Annotated in this window: 22 protein-coding genes; 10 read left to right on the top strand and 12 right to left on the bottom strand. The window is 40.9% G+C overall.

The features are described 5' to 3' along the window. The first annotated feature begins 104 nt into the window (after positions 1 to 104). Together H6G18_RS00580 and H6G18_RS00575 are read left to right on the top strand one after the other, a co-directional pair. Positions 105 to 323, top strand: coding sequence for a hypothetical protein (locus H6G18_RS00580; RefSeq protein ID WP_190405131.1), 219 nt, complete (start codon positions 105 to 107; stop codon positions 321 to 323). Positions 324 to 1,024: 701 nt separating this feature from the next. Beyond that, the gene (locus tag H6G18_RS00575; RefSeq protein WP_190405130.1) at positions 1,025 to 1,855 is read left to right on the top strand and encodes a squalene/phytoene synthase family protein; all 831 of its coding nucleotides are present in this window, start codon (positions 1,025 to 1,027) and stop codon (positions 1,853 to 1,855) included. 72 nt (positions 1,856 to 1,927) lie between these two features. Here the strand turns inward: H6G18_RS00575 and H6G18_RS00570 are convergent, their stop codons facing one another. Continuing rightward, the gene (locus H6G18_RS00570) at positions 1,928 to 2,725 is read right to left on the bottom strand and encodes an RDD family protein (RefSeq protein WP_190405129.1); all 798 of its coding nucleotides are present in this window, start codon (positions 2,723 to 2,725) and stop codon (positions 1,928 to 1,930) included. Between the two features lie 11 nt (positions 2,726 to 2,736). Next, positions 2,737 to 3,591: a DUF975 domain-containing protein gene (locus H6G18_RS00565; RefSeq protein ID WP_190405128.1), complete on the bottom strand. Its 855-nt coding sequence runs from the start codon at positions 3,589 to 3,591 to the stop codon at positions 2,737 to 2,739. A gap of 80 nt (positions 3,592 to 3,671) precedes the next feature. Between H6G18_RS00565 and H6G18_RS00560 the strand changes: the two genes are divergently transcribed. The 4 genes from H6G18_RS00560 to H6G18_RS00545 all read left to right on the top strand — a co-directional run bounded on the left by H6G18_RS00560 (position 3,672) and on the right by H6G18_RS00545 (position 7,032). After that, positions 3,672 to 4,637, top strand: a complete 966-nt coding sequence (locus H6G18_RS00560) for a stage II sporulation protein M (RefSeq protein ID WP_190405127.1) — start codon at positions 3,672 to 3,674, stop codon at positions 4,635 to 4,637. Between the two features lie 220 nt (positions 4,638 to 4,857). Continuing rightward, entirely contained in the window at positions 4,858 to 5,325 is a 468-nt protein-coding gene (locus H6G18_RS00555) for an Hsp20/alpha crystallin family protein (RefSeq protein ID WP_190405126.1), read from the top strand. A gap of 427 nt (positions 5,326 to 5,752) precedes the next feature. Next, entirely contained in the window at positions 5,753 to 5,998 is a 246-nt protein-coding gene (locus H6G18_RS00550) for a hypothetical protein (RefSeq protein WP_190405125.1), read from the top strand. An 8-nt stretch (positions 5,999 to 6,006) separates the two neighbouring features. Next, complete coding sequence (locus tag H6G18_RS00545) at positions 6,007 to 7,032, top strand: hypothetical protein (RefSeq protein ID WP_190405124.1); 1,026 nt, start codon at positions 6,007 to 6,009, stop codon at positions 7,030 to 7,032. Positions 7,033 to 7,155: 123 nt separating this feature from the next. Here H6G18_RS00545 and glpK read toward each other — a convergent pair whose 3' ends face one another. From glpK to H6G18_RS00515, 6 genes are all read right to left on the bottom strand, one after another. After that, entirely contained in the window at positions 7,156 to 8,676 is a 1,521-nt protein-coding gene (glpK, locus tag H6G18_RS00540) for a glycerol kinase GlpK (protein WP_190405123.1), read from the bottom strand. Positions 8,677 to 8,681: 5 nt separating this feature from the next. After that, positions 8,682 to 9,221 (bottom strand): hypothetical protein, encoded by a 540-nt coding sequence (locus tag H6G18_RS00535; protein WP_190405122.1) that lies wholly within the window; start codon positions 9,219 to 9,221, stop codon positions 8,682 to 8,684. Between the two features lie 126 nt (positions 9,222 to 9,347). Further along, positions 9,348 to 9,716 (bottom strand): pentapeptide repeat-containing protein, encoded by a 369-nt coding sequence (locus H6G18_RS00530; protein ID WP_190405121.1) that lies wholly within the window; start codon positions 9,714 to 9,716, stop codon positions 9,348 to 9,350. Between the two features lie 189 nt (positions 9,717 to 9,905). Further along, positions 9,906 to 12,527 carry a PAS domain-containing hybrid sensor histidine kinase/response regulator gene (locus H6G18_RS00525; protein ID WP_190405120.1) on the bottom strand — a complete coding sequence of 874 codons (2,622 nt, stop codon included), beginning with the start codon at positions 12,525 to 12,527 and terminating at the stop codon, positions 9,906 to 9,908. 265 nt (positions 12,528 to 12,792) lie between these two features. After that, positions 12,793 to 14,319 carry a ferredoxin:protochlorophyllide reductase (ATP-dependent) subunit B gene (bchB, locus tag H6G18_RS00520; protein ID WP_190405119.1) on the bottom strand — a complete coding sequence of 509 codons (1,527 nt, stop codon included), beginning with the start codon at positions 14,317 to 14,319 and terminating at the stop codon, positions 12,793 to 12,795. Between the two features lie 567 nt (positions 14,320 to 14,886). Then, on the bottom strand, positions 14,887 to 15,777 hold the full coding sequence (locus H6G18_RS00515) for a phosphodiester glycosidase family protein (RefSeq protein WP_190405118.1): 891 nt from the start codon (positions 15,775 to 15,777) through the stop codon (positions 14,887 to 14,889). Positions 15,778 to 15,912: 135 nt separating this feature from the next. On the opposite strand from H6G18_RS00515, the gene H6G18_RS00510 reads away from it, so the two are divergent. The 4 genes from H6G18_RS00510 to H6G18_RS00495 all read left to right on the top strand — a co-directional run bounded on the left by H6G18_RS00510 (position 15,913) and on the right by H6G18_RS00495 (position 18,702). Further along, on the top strand, positions 15,913 to 16,212 hold the full coding sequence (locus tag H6G18_RS00510; protein ID WP_190405117.1) for a hypothetical protein: 300 nt from the start codon (positions 15,913 to 15,915) through the stop codon (positions 16,210 to 16,212). Positions 16,213 to 16,333: 121 nt separating this feature from the next. Then, positions 16,334 to 16,747, top strand: coding sequence for an alternative ribosome rescue aminoacyl-tRNA hydrolase ArfB (gene arfB, locus H6G18_RS00505; protein WP_190405116.1), 414 nt, complete (start codon positions 16,334 to 16,336; stop codon positions 16,745 to 16,747). 291 nt (positions 16,748 to 17,038) lie between these two features. Continuing rightward, the gene (locus H6G18_RS00500) at positions 17,039 to 18,157 is read left to right on the top strand and encodes a phosphotransferase enzyme family protein (RefSeq protein ID WP_190405115.1); all 1,119 of its coding nucleotides are present in this window, start codon (positions 17,039 to 17,041) and stop codon (positions 18,155 to 18,157) included. Beyond that, positions 18,154 to 18,702 (top strand): DOMON-like domain-containing protein, encoded by a 549-nt coding sequence (locus tag H6G18_RS00495; RefSeq protein WP_190405114.1) that lies wholly within the window; start codon positions 18,154 to 18,156, stop codon positions 18,700 to 18,702. Before H6G18_RS00500 ends, H6G18_RS00495 begins: the two co-directional genes overlap by 4 nt. A gap of 251 nt (positions 18,703 to 18,953) precedes the next feature. On the opposite strand, the gene H6G18_RS00490 is transcribed toward H6G18_RS00495, so the two are convergent. The 4 genes from H6G18_RS00490 to H6G18_RS00475 form a co-directional block, all read right to left on the bottom strand. Then, positions 18,954 to 19,361, bottom strand: a complete 408-nt coding sequence (locus H6G18_RS00490; protein ID WP_190405113.1) for a DUF1636 family protein — start codon at positions 19,359 to 19,361, stop codon at positions 18,954 to 18,956. A gap of 78 nt (positions 19,362 to 19,439) precedes the next feature. Continuing rightward, a complete protein-coding gene (locus tag H6G18_RS00485; protein ID WP_190405112.1) occupies positions 19,440 to 20,444 on the bottom strand; it encodes an iron-siderophore ABC transporter substrate-binding protein in 1,005 nt (334 codons plus the stop codon). Positions 20,445 to 20,482: 38 nt separating this feature from the next. After that, a complete protein-coding gene (locus tag H6G18_RS00480; RefSeq protein ID WP_190405111.1) occupies positions 20,483 to 23,074 on the bottom strand; it encodes a TonB-dependent siderophore receptor in 2,592 nt (863 codons plus the stop codon). A gap of 318 nt (positions 23,075 to 23,392) precedes the next feature. Then, positions 23,393 to 24,436, bottom strand: a complete 1,044-nt coding sequence (locus tag H6G18_RS00475) for a helix-turn-helix domain-containing protein (protein ID WP_190405110.1) — start codon at positions 24,434 to 24,436, stop codon at positions 23,393 to 23,395. Positions 24,437 to 24,843: the final 407 nt, after the last annotated feature.

The following is a 24,843-nucleotide window of genomic DNA, read 5'->3' as shown; positions in this document are numbered from 1 at the left end:
CGGTTTATACACAAGTACTATCTGAAAGGATTTCAGGCGTTATAGATCCCTTAAATTGTCATTACGAGCGCAGTGATAACGGAGCGAAGTAATCACATAATCCCGTGGTTAAAGCGATTGCTTGTCTACGACACGCTCTTGCGTTCGTCGTTCCTCCTCTCTGCGAGACGCTACGCGAACGCAATGACAGGCTTCCAGAGCGATCGCCTACGGTGGGGCGTAGCCCATCGCCTCTGGCGGGCGGGTACGCCATCGCACAACCTAACGCTAGAGGACAAAACCAAGTGTCAGGTGGAATTTCACGACTTGTGTGTACACCATAGCTACCCCTGGGGGGAAGCAAGCTAGCTGCGCGCAGCGTTCCGCAGGGAAAGTAGGGAAGGCTAAAGCTAACGTCATTCCTCATTACGTTTTTGCCAGGGTTTCAGACATTTTCAATGGGTGGCTCATTTACGCCGTGTTGTATTAGCCACATCTGCGGGAAATAGATATTAACCGTTGCAATAGTAAAATAGTAACACTTAATATTAAGTATTATTATTGAGAAAATGTAGTATAAATTGTAATTAAATTTACTTAACTTGAATTTATAATTAGCCTCGGTAATTGCTAAAATTTACTATGTTTCTTATTTAGAAATTGCTTATATGCAAAATAAACTTTTCAGTTGATTGATCGCTGTCATCAAGACTTTTAAAATTAGATACTTCGGAATTTACTTTGAATTACAGGATCATTTTGGTATATTACAGAATGACATATTAAGATATTTGTTTATATTTACACCAATATTTTACAATGCAATATTAAACATCAATGTAAATACGTCCAGTACCAATCACGTAAACTAGACGCAATTTTCATAAATTGAGAATTTTGTTAATTTTGATACAAAAAAACATTAGTATTTAGGAGCAATACTAGCGAATCTTTAGTTTTTCAGGTTTAGTCGAAACAATATCCGGTATTATCCAAAAAAACTGGTAGCGGGATGTGGTGTAAAAATCAACAGAGGAGTGAAAACATGGATTTACGTAGCGATGCCTTGCAAATCCTCAAAGAGACTAGTCGAACTTTTTATATTCCAATTAATATTTTACCGCCAGGATTACAAGAGGCAGTCGCATCCGCATACTTGTGTATGCGTGCTATAGATGAAATTGAAGACCACCCTACGCTGGACAACCCCACAAAAGCCAAATTGTTGCGAGCGATTAGCTTGACACTACAAGCTGGGGTTGATGGTTTTCCTGTGGATGCTTTTGCAGATGGATTTAGTGGTTACGAAAATACCCTAGAAGAAGTTACCCTAAGGATTCGAGAATGGTCATTATTAGCACCAGAAACAATTGCACCGCGAATTTGGGATGCTACGGCTGCCATGTCTGATAGGATGGCTTACTGGGCAGAAAACAACTGGAAAATTCATACAGAATCTGATTTAGACCGCTATACCTTTGGAGTTGCTGGTGCAGTTGGGTTGCTACTCTCGGATTTATGGACTTGGTATGACGGCACACAAACCAACCGGACTTTGGCAATTGGGTTTGGTAGAGGTTTGCAAGCAGTCAACATCCTGCGTAACCACATTGAAGATTTGGGGCGGGGAGTCAGCTTCTTTCCTGATGGTTGGGATGCAACCAATATGCAAGAGTATGCTCTGCGTAATCTTGCTTTAGCAGATGCTTATACCAACGCTTTACCAGAAGGCCCTGCGCTGAATTTTTGTCAAATTCCCTTGACATTAGCACATGGAACTATTAACGCGATCGCTAACGGTAAAGAAAAACTCAGCCGTACTGAAGTGATTGCACTCCTCGAACAACTAACCAGCGTTAACTTGAAAGCTGGTTGAGGCAGGAAGCAAGGAGCAGGGAGCAGGCGGAACCCGAAAAAGCAATTATCCCCTGCTCTCCTGCCCCAATTTCTAATTCCTCCCTATTCCCCATTCCCCACTCCCATGATAGGCAAGGTAAACAGCTTCTAGAAAGACATCAGAGGCAACGGTTGCAGGTAATTTTTCTAAATGCAGAATATCTTGAACTTGTTGGGCTAATTTCAGGGATAAGGCGCTTCTAGCTTTGTTTCCCATTGCGCCACGTCGCTGTAAATATTCACGAATTACAGCAAAGTCATCGGGTAATAATATCGATAAGTCAGTGATTTGTAATAGTTCCTCATAAAATGATTTGGCTTGTTCGGAAATAGTGAAAGTTGCTGAGGTAGTTGGTGTTTCAGTTTGAATGACAATTGTGCCAGATACCAAATCACCAAGACGCTTTTCTTTGCGAGTAAAAATAATTAAAAAAGCCCCAAGAAACAAAACTTCGTCGAAAGGTCGCAATAAAGCTCTGAGGGTAGCTTGTTGTAGCCCAATAGGTCTGCCATCATCTCTGACTACACGGATTTTAGCTAACCGTTTACCGGGGGTTTGTCCTTGCCATAAAGTCTCAAAAAAGACAAAATAACCAGCATACATAACAAAACTAACAATAAAGGCGATCGCTACTAGCCAAACAGCCATCGCCGAACCAAAAGTCTCTGTCCACCAATCTACCAACTGTGCGGAAATAAATACCCAGGACAGGAAAAAGACTACCCAAGTCACAGCTAAAATCAGATAATCAATTATTAAAGCCCAGGCACGATTACCGATACCAGCGAGGGTAAATTCCAATTCTACACTTTCGGGTGTGTGGTACTTGACACGATTAAACAAGTGCATAATACTGACAATTAAATTTCGCGATCGCGTAACTTCAAACCTAACCCTTCACGGCGACTCCGCAAATCATAATAAATTACAGCTTTGATGCTCTGCCAGAAGGGTATGAGTAAAGCACCACTGCTGAAACTAATTGCTAAAATTAGGACAAAATAAAGCAAACTAAATACTGCATTTCCCTCTTGAATTAATGGTAAAAATGCCAATCGCAAAACAGTGGCAAGAATCTGAACCACAATTTGAATCGGGATTGTAATTAAAAAAGCAACAAAGGAAATTAAAAGTATTCGCCAAACATAACCTTGAGTTAATTCCCAACTACGACTAATGGCAGAAGAAGCATCAATGTTTTCTTCCACAGCTAAGGGCAAATCTACTAGGTAAAAACGTGTCACCAGCCACAAAATAGCCAATAGTGCCACAATACCCAGTGCAAAAGCAATGAGAATAAACAATAGATAAGTAGCAGGGTTGGCTTGCTGACCTACTCCCCCAACAAATGCAGCCGATAACACCCCTAATAAAACCGATAAAATTACTACACCTAAGCCAATGCCGATACTGACAAGAAACAATAACAGTATTGTCAACAAAAACTGCCATAATCGAGAATTGACAAAACGTTCACCCGATGGGACACTTTCGGGTTGATCAACCAAGTCACCAAAAGCTAGACGCGAAATTAGCGCTGTCAGTGCATAAAACTTAGCCCAGCCATAAACTGGAACCAGTACCCAAAGGTAAGCTTTTAAAGCTAATAAAAAGTAGTCCTTAAGATGAGAACGATACAGCCGTATTCCTGCACTAACAACATTTCCTACACTTAGTGATTGCATGGGATTGGGAGAACCAAAATTTCCTGTCATAGGTCAAAATTTCCTGGAAATTACGGGTGTGAATTTGAGGCTATCTTAAAGTACGTTAATTGCTAATATTCCCAAAATTTATGAATATTCAACGTTGGATTGCCCGGAGAGAATCAAACTGGCAGCGTTTAGATGCTTTGTTAAGGCAGGTAGAAACAAAGGGGTTAAAGTCTCTCAAAGCCACAGAAATCAAAGAGTTAGCTAGTTTATATCGTTCAGTAGCGGCAGATTTGGCACGCGCTCAGACGCAGCAAGTCGGTAATATTTTGATACATAATTTACAATCCTTGACAACGCGTGCCTATACGCAAATTTACCAAGGTTCGAGAAGGCAGGAATGGCAAGCAGTGGCGGAATTTTATCGATGGGAGCTACCAGCAGTGGTACAGCAAACATTTCCGTATATTGCCGCAGCTACCGCCTTGTTTTTTCTAGGGCTACTAATTGCCTGGTGGTATGCTTGGCAAGACCCGACATTCATTTCGTTAATTGTACCAGAACGCTTAATTTCCCAAGTACGAGATGAGCGTAAATTGTGGATGGGGTCAATTGTGGGGATTGAACCTTTGGCATCTAGCGGGATTATGATTAATAATCTCAAGGTGTCCTTTGGTGCTGTTGCTGGTGGGATTACAGCTGGGGCATTCACAACCTATATCATGGTCTTTAATGGCTTACTCATTGGCGCTATTGGGACGTTGGTAGGGCAGAATAATTTGGCTTATCCATTTTGGGCGTTTGTATTTCCCCACGGTGCTTTAGAATTGCCTGCTATCTTTTTTGCTGGCGGGGCTGGGTTGTTAATAGCAAGAGCCATTTTGTTTCCTGGTGAATATCGTCGTGGGGATGCCTTAAAATTTTATGGTTCTCAAGCAGTACAGTTAATATTTGGTATTGTCCCAATGTTAGTTATTGCTGGGGTTATTGAAGGATTTTTCTCTCCTAATCCCAGGATTCCTGACCCTTTTAAGTATCTGTTTGGTACAGGGTTATTTATATTTTTTTTCATATATTGTAATAGAAAAAGATCATCAGTTAAAGGATAGATTTGTTCTTAATTTTTAGTGGGTACGGTTATTGCGATCGCTCTTAGCTATAGAACCGAACCATCAGCTATCCAAGACTGATTTACTATCTTAGTAAAGAAGCTAAAGATTAAGCTTTTCCAGACTCCAGATTAATTCCAAAATGTACACTTTTGTTGTAAAAATAAAAGCTTAAGATTAGGCTTCTCACAACTAAAAAAGACATTTTAGAGGTGATATTATGGCAATCACGCGGTGGGAACCATTCCGAGAAATTGAACGCTTAGAACCATTCCGAGAAGTTGACACCTTACAAAGGCAACTAAATCGCCTATTTGATAGGTTAATGCCAACAGATGGAGGTGAAAGAGTTGGATTTGCCTTCGTACCTGCTGCTGAACTAGATGAAACTGACGATGCCATTCATCTGAAACTCGAAGTACCGGGTTTAGAACGAAATGATATTCATGTAGAAGCTACTCCCGAATCGATTTCGATTAGCGGTGAACGCAAATCTGAAACCAAGACCGAAGAAAATGGCGTGACTCGTTCCGAGTTTAGGTATGGTAAATTCCAACGGGTAATTCCTCTACCTTCTCTCATTCAACACGACCAAGTACAAGCTGAATACAAAAACGGTATTCTCCGCCTAACTTTGCCAAAAGCCGAGTCAGAAAGGAATAAAGCGGTGAAAGTCAATATTGGATAAAACGTAGTACTGAATTATGAGTGCTGAGTGGATGGTCTATTAGGCCATCCACTCAGCACTTAATAGTAAGTTTAGAAATTAAGTGATGGCGTTCCCCCCAGTGTAGCTAGCTTGATCGCCAATACTATCCTGACATCCCCTCTGAGTGGGAAGAAATTGAACTATTAACACCGAAAGAGAGCTTATCTCTAATTTTGTATTTAACAGCCTATAGATATAGTGGCAAATAGTACCTAGATGTTGATAATGCAATATATGCTAGGAAGACAAGCAACTGATGTTGCTAGTTTGTTCTATGCCAACTTGGCATTTAGTGTTTTGCATAAAATTGCTAATTTGCATAAAACAGCCAACTAAACACACACTGATCCCAGTTTATTTGCTTGAATAGCTATATTGAGAGACTCGTAATTCCATACTCTTGATTATGAACAGTAAATTAATTGATGTTAGAGAATATACTGTTAGGGCCCATAAGCGACTAATTCATACTCGCGTTTTTAACTTTGTCTGCAAGGAGTGTAATGAGGCGACAAAACGCGAGACTTTTGGGCCTCGTCCTTTGTATTGCGAGATATGTCGTCCACCGCAAGCACCTAAGAAGTCCCAGCAGACAACTCGCAAAGCCAAACCTCGACCAACTATTTACAAAAGCGACACCGATTTGGGTTGATTTGAAGCATGATAAATCCTCAATTGCAATTAGAACCTCCTCCTCAAGACTTCCTCTCTCCACTGTTGGAATTACGAGACTATTATGCTCGCCTTGTAGAAGAGTACGAAAACTTATTTACACAAGCGCGATCGCAGCTGGATCATGTAGAAGCTTTATTATCTACTTGGTCTCCTAGTTCTGAAAATACACAGCAAATATCCATCAGTAACATCACTCAAGAAGTTTCTACATCTTTTCCACGAGACTCTTTAGTATCTGCAACTAAGGATAGTTCTCACACTAAGCTGAACTTGCTAGAGTCCGCCGAACTTGACTTATCAACCTCAAACAGCTTGGAAATAGAGAATGCTGCTACTACAGTGGAAGATAACGACGAGTCTCCAGGATCAAGTTCATCAGCAACTGTAGAAATTACTCCAGAGACAATTAAGGGAACTGATATCCCGATGTTACCTGAATATCAATCTCTAACTCGCATGGAAGCGATTAAACAGCTGTTGCAAGAACATCTTGGTGCTGTATGTCATATAGACTTTATTGTGCGATCGCTCTATGGAGAGTTAGAGTCATACATTTTTAGAGTAGTCAAAGGTAGGGTGCAATCATCCCTGACACAAGGTAGAGAAAGACAGGCTTGGTTTGGCATTCCTGACGAACCTGGATGTTACACTCTGGACTTAAGTTTGGTAACTTCCAACCGCACTCATACTTACTCACAAAGTAGTAAAAAGAAGAAGAAACCCATCGTCATCCCGAAAACGAAAGTCATTCCCATGCTAGAAGCTTTTGACGGGCAATTTTTAATTGATGCTCTTACGGTCTTCTTCAAACAAAATCCAGGGAGAGTTTTTAGTGTAGCTGAAGTCATCTTTGGACTTTATGGAGAACTAGATGAGGAAGATACTAGAGAGGTTAAAAGCAAGGTCTTGAATGAATTGTCACGGGGTTATCGTACAGGAAGATTTGCTAGATTACCGGATAAGGTCGGTTTTTATACTTTGGATCTCAAATTAGCCGCTAAATCGGGGTGAGTTGTGAGTGGGGAGTTGTGAGTAAAGGACTTCCAGAAAATAAAATATTCAATGGGTGAGAGCAAATATTATCGTTGGATTTTTCCTCCCCTGCCTCCCCTACTCCCCCTGCCTCCCCTTGCCTCAATCTACCCACCCAAGAGTCCGTTTAACTGCCTTTTGCCATGTAGCAAAATTAGCAGTAGCCCTATGACTACCGTCCCCTGGCTCAAATATGTGGTCAATTTGCCGTTGATTGACTAATGTTGTATAACTATCCCAGAATCCCACGGCTAAACCTGCGGCGAAAGCTGCACCTTGTACCGTTGTATCGCGCATGGTGGGACGTTCTACGGGAATACCTAAAACATCGGCTTGGAACTGCATGAGAAAATTGTTCTCGCAAGCACCACCATCGACAATTAAGCGCTGCATGGGACTGCTACAAGAGGCGTTGATGGCTTGTACTACTTCTAACACTTGGTAGGCGATCGCTTCTAAGACAGCCCTGACTAAATGCTGTGGTTGGACACTGGCGGTAATCCCAAAAAAGCCTCCCCTCGCGTTCATATCCCAATAGGGCGCGCCTAATCCACTAAATGCAGGGACAAAGTAGACTCCGCCGTTATCTGGTACTTGATTGGCCATTGCTTCAGTTTCCGCCGCCGTTTTGATTAGCTTGATGCCATCACGTAACCACTGAATACAAGCGCCACTGGTAAACATACTGCCTTCTAGGGCATAACCCACATTGAGATTTGGCGCTGTATTTGCTTGTGTCCAGGCAATTGTGGAAATTAGTTGATGTTGAGAACGGACAATATCAGAGCCAGTATGAGCAACTAAAAAGCTACCAGTTCCATAAGTACATTTCATTAAACCAGGGCGATCGCAGCCATGACCAAATAAAGCAGCTTGCTGATCGCCTAAGATAGCTGTAATGGGGATAGTTGCACCTAATAAGTTAGGTTCGGTGACACCAAATTTACCTAAACTGGGTTGAATTTGCGGCAGAATCTCAGCAGAAATTTGGAAAATCTCCAATAGTCGCTCATCCCATTCGCAGGTTTGGAGATTCATTAACATTGTCCGACTGGCGTTGCTGTGGTCGGTGGCGTGGACTTTACCACCTGTTAATTTCCACAATATCCAAGTATCAATTGTACCTGCGAGGACATTTTTCTGCTCAATACCTGTAATGTGATCTAATAACCACCGGAGTTTAGTAGCAGAGAAATAAGCATCGATGACTAAACCAGTGCGACTGTAAATTTCTGGAGCGTAACCTTGTGCTTGTAACTCATGACACAGGGGAGCAGTGCGTCGGTCTTGCCAGACAATAGCTTTATGTAATGGTTTACCTGTGGTTTTATCCCACAGTAGACAAGTTTCCCGTTGTACAGTTAAACCAATGGCTGCAATTTCACTAGGAGAGATTTGAGCATTGGCGATCGCTGTTTTCATCACCCAGTAGGTATCTTGCCAGATTTCTTCTGGGTCATGTTCTAACCATCCGGGTTGGGGATAATATTGCGTTAGTTCTTTATATGCTTGAGCGACTATTTTACCTGCGGCGTTAAAGATAAATGCTCGGTTCCCGGTTGTACCCAAGTCCAATGCTAGGATATAGCCGGAAGATAATGTTTTGCTCCCCAATGTCTGCATAAGTGTTAAGGAGTATTGGAGGGCTTTTGAAGGTTTGAATCGGGTTGGAAGCCTAATTCACAGATGGTTTTGGCCTCTTCAATTGAATAATTTTGCTCTATTTCAATTGTTGGTTGGTTACAAAAACCTTGCCGAAACCATTCATAGGAGCGTTGCGTACCCCAAAACGTATTGTTTTGGTCACTTTGCCTTTTATATTGTCCTTGTGTATTGGCTTGACATTCTTTTGCTCTCCAAGCTGGACCCTCTAGCCATCTTGATTCATTATCACCAAGATCAATTAAGTAACGATTTTCAGACTCTGAGATTGCCTTAACTACCACCTTTCTAGTAGTTAACCGTTTAACACAATCACCGAGCGTACTTTTATTACACTCTGCCAATGCTGCATCCGGTGATATTCCTACTTGTGTATATTTTTTTACACATTCTAGGACTGCTATTTCTTGTGCTTTAACTACCGTAGCACTTAAAGGGATAAAAATTATACCAATCAAAGATGCTAGGGCTGTATTGGTAATTAATAATTCGTTGATTTTGCTCATGTTTATTTCTGAGAAACCGTTTTTGATGCTTATATATTATTATTTATCAGTATTATTACTTGTCTACGATTTTTTACACTTTTATTCAATTATGGAAAATTCAGTATGAAACTGAAGACAAGCGTGTTAAAACTGACGCATATTTCTACTTAAGGGGTCAAAACCTCTAGAAAATCTTGTAGTTTCGTCATAATAAGCACCCGTTAAATCTGCTCCATACAACTTGGTGAAGTTGAGTTTGGCTCCCCGCAGATTTGCTTCGTTGAGCTTAACACCACATAAATTAGCTCTAGTCAAATTAGCATTGGCCAAGTTGGCTCTACTCAAGTCTGCTCCCCAGAGTTTAGCTTTTGCCAGGTTAGCACCACTCAAGTCTGCTCCCCATAAATTTATCCCAGGTAAGTAAGCTCCAATTAGCTTGGCTCCAATTAAGTTCGCGGCGGAAAAATATCTTTCCCCTGCTGCATAACGCCGTTTGAGTTTCTCAGCATCCATGAGTTTTATTATAAAAATTAGGGACTTCCAGAAAATAAATTATCCCATTTACTCACACTAAATTGTTCTGTATCCCCCTGCTTCCCCTGCTTCCCCTGCTTCCCCTGCTTCCCCTGCCTCCCCTGCCTCCCCTGCCTGCCTAAATTCACCCTCCTGTTCTGCAACGCCTATTTTTTAGTTGGAAGTCCCTTATCCCCGCGAAATTAATAAACTAGCGATCGCCTCAATTAACTCATCTGGTTCTACGGGTTTAGATATATGCAGTTGAAAACCGGCGGCTAGTGCTTGTTGCTGATTAATTTCCCCGGCGTAGGCTGTCAGAGCGATCGCTGGGATATTTCTGCCCTCTTGTGGCGATCGTTGTCTAATTTGACGTACTAGCATATAACCGTCGATATCTGGCATTCCAATATCGCTGACTACAACATCTGGAAGAAATTGTGCTAGTACTTCCAATGCTTCTTGTGCAGATGATACAGCCGTGACTTCTACATCATAATCTTCCAAAATAAAAGTGAGTAAATCGCGGATATCTGGTTCATCATCTACGATCAAAACTCTCGCACCTGAAAGGGTAGGGGGTTGAGAGTTAGCTAAGACAGGATTTTTATCCTCATGGTTCATTGTTTCATTTTTGCGTAAAAGCGGTAAATTAACGGTAAAAGTAGCGCCCAATCCTTCGCCAGAACTTTTGGCATGAACTGTACCACCATGCAATTCTACAACTTGGCGCACGATCGCTAGCCCTAAACCTAAACCTCCAAACTTGCGTGTGGTCGTTCCATCAGCCTGACGGAAGTAGTCGAACACATACGGGAGAAACTTTGGTGTAATTCCTTTACCTGTATCAATAACTTGAATCTGTGCTTGATGATCAACTTCTTTAAGGTGGATTTCTACTGTACCACCTGGGGGTGTAAACTTAACTGCATTAGAAAGCAGATTCCAGACGACTTGTTGTAGGCGATTGGCATCACCCATAACTAGACCCAAGTCAGAGTCAAATATATTTTGAATTTTAATACCTTTTGCATCTGCTGCTAGTCGCACAGTGTCAATTGCCGCTTCAATCACCATTGCTAAACTCACAGGACAGACATCCAGGCTTAATTTTCCTTGCAGGATGCGCGAGACATCTAATAAATCTTCAATTAGCTGAGTTTGTAATCTAGCGTTGCGTTCAATGGTTTCCAAAGCGCGGTCAGTTGTTTTGGCATCAAATTGACGAGAACGGAGTAATCTTGACCAGCCTAAGATGGGGTTCAGTGGGGTGCGTAGTTCATGGGAAAGAACTGCCAAAAACTCATCTTTGACGCGGTTAGCGATTTCTGCTTCTTTTCGTGCTATTCTCTCAGCATAAAGTAGGCGATCGCGTTGTTCTTCAACCAACTTACGTTCACTAATATCTAGTACAAAAGCGACCCCTTGATCGTGACAGTCGTTTAGTAAAGCGATTCCTAGCACAATCGACACCCGTCTACCATTGCGTTGCTGATATTGCTTTTCGTAAATTTGAGAAATCCCATTGACTTTAACTTCCGCGATCGCGCGATCGTCCAACTCTTGATACTCTAAAGGAGTGAGTTCTCGCCAATTGATTTTGCCTAAGGTGTCAAACTCCTCACGGGTATAACCAACCAACTGTAAATAAGCATCATTGGCATCCGTAATAAAGCCATCAATATTCCAAAAAGCTACTCCCATCAAGTTAGACTCGAACAAACGCCGAAATCTAGCTTCGCTATGGCGCATAAATTGTTCAGCGAGCTTGTGTTCGGTAATATCGCGTGAAACTGTAATTACACCCTCAATTTCGTGGTCAACGTTGCGTAACGGTGTGAGAATGTATTCATAATAATGTGTGCTATCTGCTGCCACATACTCACACTCATCTTTAATAGATTCCCCTGCTTTCATAACAGCTAGACATTGACCATTAATTTTATCTATTAATTCTTGGGGTAAATCAAGTTCTTGCACAGTCTTACCAATCATCTGCTGTGGATGAAGACCCAAGATAGCAGCACCACCATGACTAACATATTGATAGTGACCTGTATGATTAAATATATAAATATGATCGACGGACGTAGCTAGGATGGCATTTAAGACATTTGCTTGTGATTGAACTTTGGTGACTAATTGTCTAGTATTTTCTTCTGAGTGCTTGCTTTCGGTAATATCTCTGCAAACCCCAATCATTCGCACTGGCTGTCCTTGGTCGTCATAGAAAAATTTGCCCTTACCGGCAATCCAATGTACGCTTTTGTCCGGCCAAACAACACGAAATTCATCTTCGTAATCAGTCTTGTTTTCTAAGCAAGCGCCAATCTCCTGCATGACCGATTCTCTATCTTCGGGATGAATACAGGACAAAAACGTTTCATAAGTGCCATCAAAACTACCAGGGACTAGACCAAACAGCAGTTCATGAATTTCTGACCAGACCACTGTTTCAGTCAGGATATTCCAATCCCAAAAACCCATATTGGCTGCATCTAAAGCCAGCCTCAACCTTTCTTCACTTTCTCCTAAAGCTGCGTCTACCTGTTGTCTTTGAGAAATTTCGTGCTGGAGTCGCCGTAAAGTAATTGGTATTTCTACTTTTGTGACTGCTTCTAGATGGTTTTCGATGTCTACATCAGCTATATTTGCCGTGGTTAGCTGTGCTTGCAAACCTTTTATTTGCTGCTCAAGTTCTACTTGCTTGTGCTGATGCTGTCTTTCTAATTGTTCTAACTCCGCTACACGTTCCCGTAGAGCTGTTAGTTGATCAACAAGTTTATAGTGAACTTGATCAAAGTTTGACATTTGGCAAACAACTCATAATTAATATTATATAACTTGTAGTATGCACTCCATAAATCTGATTGAGTATGGATTTTTTCAATTCACAAACCAATCTCTCCTAAGAGATAGAGAAATTTTCATCCCGAAATATAGCTAAAGATAAATATTCACTGTTGGCATCTAGCTATGGGTAGGGAAATGAGCTTAGAGGATTGAAAGGACGTTGTTGCACGAAATCAAGGGATGATTTCGTGCAACGCCGAAATTATCTACTCCCCATTTGCGACTAAGCTCCTACTGCTTCCTTAGCTGCATATAGCACTTCTGCGGAGATATCTTTGAAACCGCGATCGCGTGCGAATTTCTCTGTATTCCGCTTCACTTTACCGCGTACAAAACCAGGAATTTTATTCAATTCTGCTAGACCGTCTTTTGTCCAACTTAGGTCAGATTCAGCAGAAATACCCTTTGTAATTACTTCCTTAGTATCGTGTCCACCAAATATTTCTAATAGGTGGTCTTCCATACCTAAAGTGAAGGAATTGTAGATTAAATCTGCAATTTGATTTGTCCCTTCATAACCCAAGAATGGTTTGTAACCGATGGGGAAGTTTTGTACATGGATGGGTGCAGCAATCACACCACAAGGAATATCTAAACGCTTACCAACGTGGCGTTCCATTTGGGTTCCGAAGATGGCGGAGGGTTCGACGCGGGCGATCGCATCCCCAATTGCGCCATGATCTTCGGTAATCAGCACTTCATCGCAATACTCGCTTACCTGTTCGCGGAACCAATCAGCATCATACTTGCAGTAGGTTCCAGCCCAAACAACGTGAATCCCCATTTCTCGTGACAAAATCTTGGTGAGGGCTGCGGCGTGGGTGTTGTCGCCAAAAACCACGGCTTTCTTGCCAGTTAAGTTTTGACAGTCGATGGAGCGAGAGAACCAAGCAGCTTGGGAGACATACAAGGTTTGCTCTTTGATGTACTCTTCGTAATTAACATCAGCACCTTGAGCGTTAATCACTTCCTGAATTTTACGGATACAGCGTGCAGTTTCTACTACACCCATTGGCACAATATCTATACAAGGTGTGCCAAATTCTTTTTCCAGGTAATTAGCCGCCATTAAACCCAATTCTCGGTAAGGGACGAGGTTAAACCAAGCCTTGGGTAAGTTTTTCAACTCATGAACATAAGCACCTTCAGGAATAACAGCATTTACCTCAATTCCCAAATCAGCCATCAGCCTTTTCAGTTCGGTGCAGTCGTGGTTGTTGTGGAAACCCAGGGTAGAAATACCGATGATGTTAACTGAGGGCTTTTCTGTTTTGCTGGTTGGTAGTTCGCCTTTTTTGCGGGCTTTCTCAATATAATATTGAACAATTTGGTGGAGAGTGCGATCGCCTGCTTGCAGTTCGTTCACCCGATAGTGGTTCACATCCGCCAGCATCACATCTCCTTTCGCCTCCAACTGGGCGCGTTCTACAAAGTTTTCTAGGTCTTCTTGCAGAATACTGGAGGTACAGGTAGGAGTTAATACAATTAAATCTGGGTGTTCTTCGGCATCTTTACGGGTGATGTTATCTACTACCTTTTCTTGGGAACCACGGGCTAAAACATGGCGGTCAACCACACTGGTTGTGACTGGTGTGAAGTCCCGCTCCCGCGATAGCATTGAGCGCATGACGTTAAAGTAGTCATCACCTAGCGGCGCGTGCATGATCGCATGAACGTTTTTAAATGAAGTTGCTACTCGCAAAGTGCCAATGTGGGCTGGGCCTGCATACATCCAATAAGCTAATTTCATTATTTTTAACTCCTTTGTAAATTTAAATAACTCAGAATCGGATCAGAACGGGACTATAAGTGCTTGATTTAGTTAGTGAATGGATGCTGATTGATTGTCTCAAAACTTGAAACCGCCATGAAGTGGGGTGTTTGAGGGGTTTTTAGTTGTTGCGATCGCTCAAAACTACTTCCTGATTATGATTCAGCTTGTCCTGAAATCAACTTAAAGCTTTTAAAATTACATGAATCTTAAAGTTCAGTAAATTTTGTTATTAATCGTCATTCACTTTAATTAAAAATCTTCTTGACAATCGCTCTGAAACGAATATGAATACAGGAGACAATATTTTTTTACTTCAATCATGATTTTCTCTGATTGTTGTTTCCAAGAAAATAAGTAGATAGGCTGAAAAAATCAAAGTTCGTAGTCAGGGATTTAGCCCTTACCTGGGAAGAGAGCGATAAATCGTCCACTACAAACAAAACTTTATTTTATATTGAATTATGTCTACCTACTTATTTGTAGAAATTGAATAAATTAAAATTAGACATTGAAGCTGAAGAAAAATAAAAACTTTCTTTTACACTACCTTCTTGCACTATTTGTCTGAACTAGTAAAACTGATTTTACAGGTCTTTTGATGGGATTCCCTTGTAAATCTACCTTTCCATAAAAAGTTTTGCCATCGTAATAAATAGAAGACGAACTACCGCCATCTAAATTAAGTGCTTCTATAGCACCAAGAGTTTTCATAAAATTTGCCAGTGCTGGTAAGGATATTCCAGAGTTAGTGGGATCTGAGGCTTTTTGAGCTACCATCACTAAAATAATGTTGCGATCACGAGTAATACCTATAGCCGTTCTGGCGTTGAGTTGATTACTACCAAGTGCATCTCGTCCTTTGGCGTTATCCACAAAACCCTCTTGTACTGAGGTAAGTTCTGGTAATAGACGCGGCCCCGCACCTATAGCATCAGCTAACTGACAATCTGCTGGTACTGACTCATTATGCCGGGCGATATCATAGCGGGTAGTTTGTCCACACAGATAGCGGCGAAATTCGGTGCGATTGAAAATTTGATTGAGGTAGGGTTTTAATTGAGAATTGTTTACTAAACGCTCATTATCTCTGGGATCAGCAGCCACTTGACCAGAGGTAACAACATAAGATGTAGATTTTTGATTGGCTGGGTCAAAAAAACCAGCATTTAAGATGGCAAGGGCTTGATGCTTCTGGGCGAAGTCATCTACAGTGATGAGTTGTGCTGATAGAGTTGGAGTTATCAGAAATCGTCCATCGGCTGGAATCAATAGGATGTGAGCTATGCCTTGGGGTAAGATGCGCTGGAAATAGCGGATGGTTTTTGGCTGTGGAGGTGGAACAGTTGGTATGGATGATGGAGAGGAACCCATACCTAACCACAAAACCATTCCCAAACTGATTATTACCAAAATCAGCAGCTTAATTTTTAGCATTTTTAACCCCAAAAGATGATATGCAGCTTAGTCACAGAGTTTGACACATCAACCAATAGTCTCTCCAATAGGGTTTAATAAAAGAGCGTTCAACATTAAGAATAGCCAATAGTGAGTTTTAATAGTTAAATTTGAATGAGTAAATTTCCCATTGATATTGATTTGAGTCATGTAGATTTATCCTCCTTAGAAACCGAGGAAGATTTTCGCATTGAGGCCAAAAAATTACTGCCTGCTGCGCTTGTTCAGCTTGGTGAAGCTGTAGCACTCCAAACCTGGGAAGAACTACAAAAAAACTTTTCTGGCAAATCTTCCCCAGCCGAGAAACGTAAATTTATTCAACAAACAGGAAAAAACTACCAACGCTCTGCAAGTAACCGAGAAAAACAAGAACTCGAAGACCATATAGTAGAGCAACTACGCCAGCAAAAGTAATCTAGACGCGATGGGCTACGATGGGACTTAGTAGCCTATCGCCTCCTGCTGCTAGATACTACGCCATATTTTGGTAGCCTCCCCTTCCAGCGATCGCACTTTAAAAGCTATACAGTAAGTTATGCTGCAAATTTCTGGCAAAATTATTATCCCCGATAGCGAAATTGAAATTAGTGCGATTCGCGCTCAAGGAGCAGGAGGGCAAAATGTCAATAAGGTTTCTACTGCTATCCACCTACGCTTCAATATTGAGGCTTCATCCTTACCTGTGTTTTATAAGCAGCAGCTCTTGAAGTTGAACGACCGACGCATTACCCAAGAGGGAGTCATTGTCATCAAGGCTCAAGAACACCGCAGCCAAGAGCAAAATCGGGAAGAAGCTTTGCAACGACTCAAGGAACTCATCAAAAGCGCCGTCATACTACCCCAAATACGCAAACCCACTAAACCAACACGTGGTTCTCAAAAAAGACGACTTGACAGTAAAAGTAAGCGAGGAGATATTAAGTCCATGAGAAGACAGGTTATTGATTAAAATATAGCCTGAGGTAGCGATCGCTTTCAGTGAAAAAGCAGGGGCGCAGGGAGCAGGGAGCAAGGGGGCTTTTGCCCACAATTCGGCTTGGTTTGTACCTTTTCTCCTGCCCCCTGCCTCTCAATCAAGAACTTTGGCGGTGCGGCGCTTGGCGACAAAACACCCTACACTTAATTTGTCTTTACATTTTTACTACTCACAAGACTTTTATACAAATTTGGCGTAAAACTTGAGTTACTATGTCTCCTATTGCGATTGTGCAATTTGTGTGGGAAGTGTTGGAACATAGATATGACAGAAGTTATCAGTACGCAGTCTGTAGTGAATTTAGCTACCATTGCCGAGGAATTCACGTTTCAGGGTAAGGTGACAAATGTTCAGTCCTTTGGCAGTGGCAATATCAACGATACTTTTTTAGTAACTCTGGATTCCTTAAAACAACAGCATTTTATCCTGCAACGCATCAATACCCAAGTGTTTCGTCAGCCTGAACTGATTATGGGAAATATGCGTACCTTTAGCGATCATGTTCATCAGCGTCTACAACACATACCCCTAAACCGTCGTTGGGAAGTACCGCGCGTACTATCCACGCAGGATAATCATGACTACTGCACCGATGGTAAAGGCAATTTTTGGCGGGCGATTAGCTTTATCGAAGGGTCGCAATCTTTCGATACCATGCAAAATTTAGCACAAGCCCAAGAAATTGGTTATGCCTTGGGGATGTTCCACAACTTAATCAGCGACTTACCACCGGAAAAACTCGCCGATACTCTTCCAGGGTTCCATATTACCCCGGTTTATTTGCACCATTATGAACAAGTGTTAGCAACAAGTAAACCGCAACCATCCCCAGAATTAGATTATTGCTTAAAATTTGTGAGCGATCGCCACAATTATGCACATATCCTAGAAAATGCCAAAGCTGCGGGTGAATTACCGTTACGGCTCATGCACGGCGATCCTAAAATTAATAATGTTCTGTTTGATACTGCTACTAACAAAGCCGTCAGCGTTATCGACCTCGACACAGTTAAACCAGGACTAGTACATTACGATATTGGTGATTGTTTGCGATCGGGTTGCAATCCGGCTGGGGAAGAAACGCAAAATTGGGAAGCTGTTTATTTCGATACAGATTTATTCCAAGGAATTTTACAGGGTTATCTGTCAGTAGCAAAGGCATTCCTCACTGAGAATGACTACGCATATATGTACGACGCGATACGTCTCATCGCTTTTGAATTAGGACTGAGATTCTTCGCTGACTATTTAGCTGGGAATGTTTACTTTAAAATCAAGTACCCAGAACATAACTTAGCTAGGGCGCTTGTACAATTTAAGCTCACTGCAAGTATCGAATCTCAGGAAACCAAAATTCGCAGCATCATTCAGGATGTGAAATGAGTCAGCAAACTTTTTCCCTACAACCTTTTCCCTCGGCGGAGATATTACCTGATGTCAAGATTACTGGTAATATCTCCCGAAAAGATAATCAACTGGCTATTAACTACCAACTTGTTGGCGACTTAAAACAAATTATCATTGCTCAACCATCAAACACACCAGCACGCAAGGACGAACTTTGGCAAGACACCTGTTTTGAGTTCTTCCTGGGTATCCAAAATTCTCAACGCTATTGGGAATTTAATCTTTCCCCTGCTGGAAATTGGAATGTTTATCACTTCGATGGATACCGCCAAGGGATGCAAGAGGAGAAAGCTTTTACAAGGCTTCCATTTAAGATTGAACAGCAAACAGATAGTTTAGCTCTGGCGCTGAATTTTAATTTGCCACAAATCATCACGGTGGAGCAAATTCTGGAAGTTTCAATTACTACAGTGATTAAGCACAAAGATGGCGGGGTAAGTTACTGGGCGCTGGCTCATCGCGGTGTAGAGGCTGATTTTCATTTACGAGACAGTTTTATCATCGAGTTGTCACCAGATTGAACGTTTAATTTCCTCTAGTTCCCGGTGCGAAACCCAAAAGCCTTACAGTGATTGAGAAAGCGAAAAATAACTCAATCACAAGGCAAACTAAACTCCAGTCATTATTGATTGATCATCAAATAAGTAAGTCGGTGCAATAAAACCAAACTATGTGAAGAAAAGTAAATAAAGCTCAAACTCTTTCTCCCCCTGCTCCCTGCTTCCTGCCCCCTGCCTTATTCCAACAATAATTATTTACGCCGACCTACTTACTAACAAGCGCCGGGTTGGGATACGATGACCTCTGGTGTAGGAGGGATGCGTACCAAAAGATGCGATCGCAATGTTCCAGGTAGTTTAGGGGGTAAAACATACCCATCTTGGCTTTCTTGATAAAGCAGGCTGAATTCCAACAAATCATTTATGCTTTCCTGTGGCAAATCAACAAAATGATATGTGTATTTTTGCGGACAAACAAAGCTGACAGCACAAGAATATTTTTTAACGCAACTCCACAAACACCCCACAGGCTCTATATTGAGAGTGCTGTAAGTAGAATCATTTTTTTGAATCTCTAGCAGCTTCAGTAAAAGTTGATTTCCTTCAGCGCGATCGTCTGCTTCTTCGTGATCAAGAACAGCACTACAAGATTTACAAACAAATAAGGTATGAAGTGTCATAATTAGGTAGTTTATAAAAAGTATTTAAACCAATCTTCAAGCACTAAATTGTCGGTGTTTTGACTATCTCCAAAGAACTTAAGGTGTGTTAATCAAATACTTAAATAAATCATCAATAATCGCATTTGCCGCTAACATTCCACTGCCAATCCAGTAGCTTGGAACTACATAAACTTTATTTTCTCGCACAGCTTTTAAATTTTTCCACAGTGGACTTGATTTAAGTTGCTCTAATTTATACTGTGCTGTTTGATTGCCTTCAGGATTATTTTCAGCCGTCCAGATAAATATAACATCACCATCTGCTTGTTCGACTAATTCATTACCAATTGACATTTGAATCGGATTAGCAAATAATTTTGTTGCCTCTGATGCAGTAAATTTTTGGGATTCTGGACGAGATAATCCAGCATCTTGTAAAATAGTTCCACAGAAAGAATCAAGGAGATAAAGATTTATTTTATCTGGATATACGCGCACTACAGAAACTTTAATATTTGACAACTTATTGCCCATTTTCTGCTTAAAGTCTGCGAGACGACGGTAATAATTTTCCATTACCTTTTGACCAACTTCTTGCTTACCTAACGCCACACTAGTATTTGTAAATACCTCTTTCCATTGACCACTGTGTCCAAATTTCAACAAAACTGTGGGAGCAATTTTCGAAGTAATAGGATAAATATCTTGTTGATATTCAGAACCCACAATCAAATCTGGTTTGAGTGCAAGGATACTTTCTAAGTTAGGTTCGCCAGTTGTCCCGATGTTTTTTACTCCTGTTAGCTGATCTTGCCAAGATGATGAAAAATGGGAGATCACAGCACCAAGAGGTTTAATACCTAGTGCGATCGCATTTTCAGCATCATCTAAAGTCACAAGTCGCTCAAACTTGTCTGGAACACAGGTAATTCCCGCAGTGTGTTCCACCTGACGACAAGCAGCGTTGGTACTTTGATAATTATTAACAGGTAGAGAACCACCACGATGACAAGCTACAGCCATGAGTAGAGTAAAAAATATTACACTGCTAAATCGCAACCAGCGAGTAAAGCTTTTTATTCTGATATAACTGTCATTCATGATGGAATCTCATACCCCACACCTGATTTTCGTCAGAATTAAAATGTCACAGAAAAACTACCAATAACCGTTAATGGTGCGCCAGGTTCTATGGTAACTCTACCAAAATTTGCTCCTTGAAAATATTTTTCATTAAATAGATTTTGGATATTAATTCCAGCCCGCCAATTATCCCGTTGATAATAGATAGCTGCATCTGTTCTCAGATAGCCGGGGATGATATAGGTATTATCGGTGTCACCTTGGCGATCGCCTACATAAAATAACCCTAAACCAAAACCTAAACCTTGCAAACTACCGCTTTGCAATTGGTAAGTTGTCCACAAACTGGCTGTATTAAATGGGACATTAGGTGGTTGATTACCAGCTAAACCATCATTACTTTCGGTAATTTCGGCATCAATGTAAGAATAAGATGCGATGACATTCCAGCCAGGTTGAATTTGTCCCGCAACATTGAATTCAATACCTTGGTTGCGTTGTTTTCCTATAGGAACGCTGAAGTCTGGATTAGCTGGATCAGTTGTAGCAATATTTGATTTTGTAATGTGATAAGCTGCCAAAGTAGCAGCTAATCTGCCATCCAAAAATTCACTTTTTACACCAACTTCATATTGAGTTCCCCGTTCCGGTTCTAGAACTGAACCATCTACGCTTGTACCAAAATTTGGTTGAAAGGATTGGCTGTAACTAGCATAAAGAGAAATAGGTTGAATGGGTTGATAAACAATACCCAGCCTTGGAGTGATAGCTGTATCATACTGACTAGATTCACTGTCATTCAAGAAATTTTTGCTTTTTTGGTCTACAATATCCAACCTCCCACCCACAAGAAATTTTAAGTTATCTGCCAAGGCTATTTGGTCTTGCAAGAAAATGCCTAAACTATCGCTTGTATTTTGGTTATTACGCACAACGTTGGTTAATGCTTCTAAACCAGGTCTGGGTATGGCATTGTAAACGGGATTGAATACATCAATACTTGGTGTAAGTCCTCCTGGTAATCGCTTTTGAGTTCCGCCTGATGTGGCTCTGGCTAAGTCAATACCAAATAAGAGAGTATGATTAATTGAACCTGTAGCAAACTTACCAACTACATCAGTTTGTAATGTATAAGTTTCTCCATAGTCATCATTGGATCTAAAGTTCCGTGACAGAATACCTGTAGTTTCATTAAAGCTCACAGGTTCAGCACGATAATCAAAATCATCTGAACTCTGATAGCGGAAAGCATTGCGGATTTTCCAGTCATCGTTAAAATTATGCTCTAAGCGATAGCTAAAACCTAGTTCTTCAACTTTTCTCACATCATCTGGTTCGCCTAAAATCCGCTTTAAAGGTATGTCAAGAATACCATTACCAAAAGCTAAAAATCCCCGATCAAATGGACGCTCATCGTTGAGATAGTCGAATTGAAACGTTACGTTAGTTGCTTGTCCAATCTCCCATTTTAAAGTGGGTGAAATAAAGAATCGTTGAATATCTTGATTAAAATCACGGAATCCTTCTGAAGATTCATAAACGGAGTTGAGACGATATAACAAAGTTCTATCGGAGTTTATTGGCCCAGAAATATCAATACTAGGGCGAAATGTGGAGAAATTACCCACCGAAAATTCAGCATTGTAATAGGGATCTCTCAGAGGCTGCTTTGTAACTAAGTTAATTACACCTCCAGGCTCAACACCACCATATAAAACTGAAGCTGGCCCTTTGAGAACTTCTATCCGTTCAACATTTGCAGTTTCTCTAATACCACCTCGTCCATCTTTGAACCCATCAACCAAAATACCGCCACCAAAAAATCCCCGAATCCCTAGTTGGTCTATTCCTCCACCGAATCCACCATCTTGAATTACACCACCAACATTGAGCAGCGCATCTCTTAAACGAGTAACTCTTTGATCTCTAATTACTTCTTCAGGAACTACTTGAATAGTCTGAGGAATGTCTCGGATGAGAGTATCAGTTCTAGTTCCAGTCGCAGCATTGGGTACACGATATCTATTTTGCTCACCTGTGACTATTAATTCAATCGGTGTTTCACCCTGTGCAGATGGTTCTTCTGGCTGGGTTTCACTACTGGGTTGTGGTTCTGGTTGCTCTGGGGTTGGTTGTGTCTGTGGTGTTTGTGTAGTCGTCACAGTTGGTACAACCCCAAAAACCAAACCTTCGTCACCATCAAATAACTCAACTTGTGGCGCAGCAGTTTCACCCGTCACTGTCACGCGAACAGTGTTTGCATCTAAATTTGTGACTATAACTTCAGTTATTCCTGCGATCGCTTTCTCTTCGCGGAATGTATCACCGTTAGGTAGGCGTAATTGGGCATTGGGAATATCAACAATATAGCTATTCCCTTCACTTTTATTTGTGAGTTGCAGTTGATCTGATTGATTGGTTTCTAAAATTACCTCTATGCCTTTGTCTGTGGCTTGAGATTTGACACCTGTTATCTGAACAAGAGATTGAGCTAGGCGTTGTTGAATATTAATCGTAGGTTGTTTTCTATCATTTAATTGAGAAATTTGAGATATTGGTTTTTGGTTATCTTCAGCTAACACAGGCAGATTAAGAAGTACTAAAGCTAACCCTGTCATCCAAGCTAGTTGTTGCAATTGATTTGACATCACTCTACTCACCACTCACCACACAAATACGTAATTGGGGAACTTGGGGCCCCCTCTGGGGATAACGGGCAATAAGGATTAGGGACTAGGAGCTACATATACTCCTAATACCCAATAGTCCTTATGATAGTAATTAATAATTACTATCAAGAAGCTTACAGGAAAGCTCTTGGTTATGGGTGAGCGCTTTGAACGCTAGACGGAATTTTTTGAACGCTCAACGGAATTTTTGAATTGGTATGAGTTCTTCAATCAGGTTATGATTGCATTTAAATAAAATTTTGATACCATAAACCAAGCTGTTGAATAGTCCTATCCTTATCCTGCCAACTCATCAATTTCCATCGATAAACGCGAATTGGTTAACAGAAATTCTTTGGGATTGATGCCAAACTTTTTTCTAAAAGCGGTAGCGAAGTAGCTGCGGCTAGAAAAACCAACTCTACGAGCTGCTTGAGAAATGTTTATTTCTCCTGCTACTAACAATTTACGTGCTTGTTCTAATCTATGATGATGTAAATAGCCAAATACTGTCGTATCGAATACTAGCCGGAAGCCACGTTTAAGAGTGCAGTCATTTAAGCCGACTTGTCTAGATAACTCCATTAAAGAAGGGGGGTTTTCTAAATTGCGGAGTAATATTTCTTTGGCGTGGTGAATACGTTCCACATCATCAGGTTTGAGTGCAAAGGTATCATTTTTACCTTGATGTGCAGATACATCTTCTTCAACCAGCAATACCATTAGTTCCAAAACCTTACTTTCTAAGTACATCCGTTTCATCATTCCCTGATAGGGACAATTTAACATTTGTTGTAATGCTACTTGCATTGCTGGAGTCGTAGTACTAGGACGAGAATAATATTCTTGATGATGGTTTCTGACTAAATGAGTTAATTCTTGCGGAAGCTGATTTTTTTCTTTACCCATAAAACTGCAAAATAGCTCCGGTTCCATGTGAACATTAATCTCAATGATTTTTTCTGATTTAAATGTTTTATATTTCTCCTTTGGTGCTAGTCCACTACCCCACAATCTATTTTGTCCGCTACTAACAGCAAAATGATTATCTTCGTAATAGCCTGCTAGATAAAAGCTGTATTCTAAAGGATGTTGTCGCTCAGGGAGTTTTATAATTAAATCTTCATGTAATTGGTGTTCGGAAATAGCTAAATATAAACCATCACGTAGTTCTATTCCACCAGAAAATCCTTGACCTAATTCTTGCGGAAAATAGCAAATGGTGTCAAATATATCCCAGCGATCGCCGATGCTTGAACTTAGCCCATCGCACTTTTTTTCTGTTTCTGGTATCTCTACAAATAAATCCCAAAAAGCTTCCTGTGAAATTGTGATTGTCATAACTAGTAGCAATAATTTATCATATCCGTTGCTAATTATTAGTAATATGTTTTAGTAAATTCTCAATGCAAAGTCACTTTGATCAGTATTTGTGATTAAATACAGCAAGTAGCCGCTTACTGAGATTAATTAGCACTAACATGATTAGAATAGCCTATTTTTATACCACTAATTTGTTATTAAACATACAAAATCTTTGCTAGACTTTCTCAACTATTGGGAATCGCTTGGCAGCCTCAAGAACATTACTTGCTGACGTAGAGAAGCGGCTTGTGGTTAGACAGCACCAAAAAATCTCGAATCATCCAAAGAGGACGACAATAAGGGGGCAAAGTGAGAGCGATAGTTTCCAAACGACCGGAGGCGATCGCATAATCCAAAAGTTATTGAAAGTTAATCCTAAAGAC

Origin of the sequence: Anabaena subtropica FACHB-260 (genome assembly GCF_014697105.1) — a bacterium.
In the GTDB taxonomy this organism is placed as follows: Bacteria; Cyanobacteriota; Cyanobacteriia; order Cyanobacteriales; family Nostocaceae; genus Trichormus; species Trichormus subtropicus.
The sequence above is the reverse complement of the archived record's forward strand: the minus strand, read 5'-3'. Positions and strand labels throughout refer to the sequence as shown.